The organism is Amycolatopsis sp. ATCC 39116 (genome assembly GCF_000231075.2).
Classification (GTDB): Bacteria; Actinomycetota; Actinomycetes; order Mycobacteriales; family Pseudonocardiaceae; genus Amycolatopsis_E; species Amycolatopsis_E tucumanensis.
Genome location: NZ_AFWY03000115.1, coordinates 1 through 1971, shown reverse-complemented (window position 1 = coordinate 1971; position 1971 = coordinate 1). Strand labels below are relative to the sequence as shown.

The following is a 1971-nucleotide window of genomic DNA, read 5'->3' as shown; positions in this document are numbered from 1 at the left end:
AGCCCCACCGCGGCACCGACGCAGGTCGCGGCGTATGCGGCGCCGCGCGCCCGCGAGTCGGCCCAGACGCGCCGCTCCAGCGCCTTCGCCGCGCGCCCGAACAGGGCGACCGGATGCCCGCGGCGCGGATCACCGAAGGCCGCGTCCAGGGCGTAACCGGCCACGAGGCCGACCGCGGTCAACGATCTTGCATACACCACACACGGGACGGTAGCCCGTGCACGACAATGCCGGGTATGACCAAGCTGACCCAGCGGCTGGCCGCCTCATTGGAGGCCGCCGCCCGGCTGCTCCGCCGGTACGGGGACGACGAGGCGAAGGTGCTGGTCCTGGGCGGGGTCCGCTCGGGCAAGTCGCGCCACGCCGAGCGTCTGATGGCCCGCCATCCCGAAGTCGTCTACGTCGCGCCCGGCCCGGTGCCCACCGGCGACGACCCCGAATGGGCGGCGCGGATCGCGCTGCACCAGGCCCGCAGACCGGCGAACTGGCGCACGGTCGAAACCGGCGACCTCGCCACGACGGTGCGGAAGGCGTCGCGGCCGCTGCTGATCGATTGCCTCGGCACCTGGGTCACGCGGGTGCTCGGCGACGTCGGCGCGTGGGACGCGAAGAACGGCTGGGAACTGCGGCTGGACGAGCGGATGGAGGAGTTCCTCGAGGCGTGGCGGATCGCGCACGTGCCGATCGTGGCGGTGACCAACGAGGTCGGCATGGGTGTGGTGCCCGCGACAGCCTCCGGGCGGCTGTTCCGTGATGTGCTGGGTGCGCTCAACGACCGCGTCGCGGCCCAGGCGGACAGCGTCCAGCTGGTGGTGGCGGGGCGCGTCCTGCACCTCGACGAAAGGGCTCGGCTGTGACCCGCTTCGACATCCCCGCGCCGGACGCCGCTGCGCACGCCGCCGCGCTGGAACGACTGGACGCGCTGGTCAAACCCGTCGGCGCGCTGGGGCGGCTGGAGGAGCTCGCCGCGTGGCTGTGCGCCGCGTCCGGGCAGGTCCCGCCGCCGCCGATCGAGCGGCCGCGGGTGGTCGTGTTCGCCGGGGACCACGGGGTGAGCCGGCTGTCGGCGTATCCGCGTGAGGTGACCGCGGCGATGGTGCGGGTGTTCCTGGCTGGCAAGAGCGGGGTGAACGTGCTGGCCCGCGAGGTCGGCGCGGGGGTCCGGGTGCTGGACATCGCGGTCGACGACGACCTGTCCGACGTGCCCGCCGAGGTGCGGGCGTGGAAGGTCCGGCGCGGGTCGGGGTCGATCGAGGCCGAGGACGCGCTGGAGCCGGGCGAGGCCGCTCGGGCGTTCGAGGCCGGCCGCCGGGTCGCCGACGCCGAGGTGGACGACGGCGCGGACCTGCTCATCCCCGGTGACATGGGGATCGGCAACACCGCGGTGGCGGCGGCACTGGTCGCCGCGGCGCTCGGGGTGCCTGCCGAAGAGGTCGTCGGCACCGGGACCGGTGTGGACGAGGCCGGGCGCGCGCGGAAGGTCGCGGTGGTGCGGGCCGCGGTGGAGCGGGCCGGGGAGCGGGTGTCGGACCCGTTCGAGCTGCTCACGGCGCTGGGCAGCGCGTGTGCTGCCGCGACGGCCGGTTTCCTGGTGCAGGGCGCGGTCCGCGGGGTGCCGGTGGTGCTGGACGGGGTGTTCTCCGCCGCCGCGGCCGTGGTGGCCGCGGAGATCGCGCCCGAGGCGGTGCGGTGGTGGCTGGCCGGGCACCGGTCGACGGAGCCGTCGCAGGCGGTCGCGTTGAAGGCGCTCGGGCTGACGCCGATCGTCGACCTGGGCCTGCGGCTGGGCGAGGGCAGCGGAGCGGTCCAGGCGATCCCGACGCTGCGCGCGGCGCGGGCGATCATCGCGGACATGGGTCTGCTGGCCGACCTTGGCTGAGGGGTTCGATCCGGGCCGCGGGGGTGGAGCCGCGGTGGGGTTTCCCGCACCGCGCACCATCGACCAGCGGGCAGCCGCCTCCACACGAGGGG

General features: G+C 75.3%; 3 protein-coding genes. 2 read left to right on the top strand and 1 reads right to left on the bottom strand.

The window, feature by feature from the left end; genetic code table 11:
* The coding region (locus AMY39116_RS44470) for a cobalamin biosynthesis protein (protein WP_193354418.1) at positions 1-200 on the bottom strand (200 nt) is incomplete at its 3' end.
* A 36-nt stretch (positions 201-236) separates the two neighbouring features.
* Here AMY39116_RS44470 and cobU point away from each other — a divergent pair.
* Entirely contained in the window at positions 237-857 is a 621-nt protein-coding gene (gene cobU, locus AMY39116_RS0341710) for a bifunctional adenosylcobinamide kinase/adenosylcobinamide-phosphate guanylyltransferase (RefSeq protein ID WP_017984381.1), read from the top strand.
* On the top strand, positions 854-1879 hold the full coding sequence (gene cobT, locus AMY39116_RS0341705) for a nicotinate-nucleotide--dimethylbenzimidazole phosphoribosyltransferase (RefSeq protein ID WP_020423527.1): 1026 nt from the start codon (positions 854-856) through the stop codon (positions 1877-1879). The genes cobU and cobT overlap by 4 nt, the downstream gene beginning before the upstream one ends.
* The last annotated feature ends 92 nt before the right edge of the window (positions 1880-1971 follow it).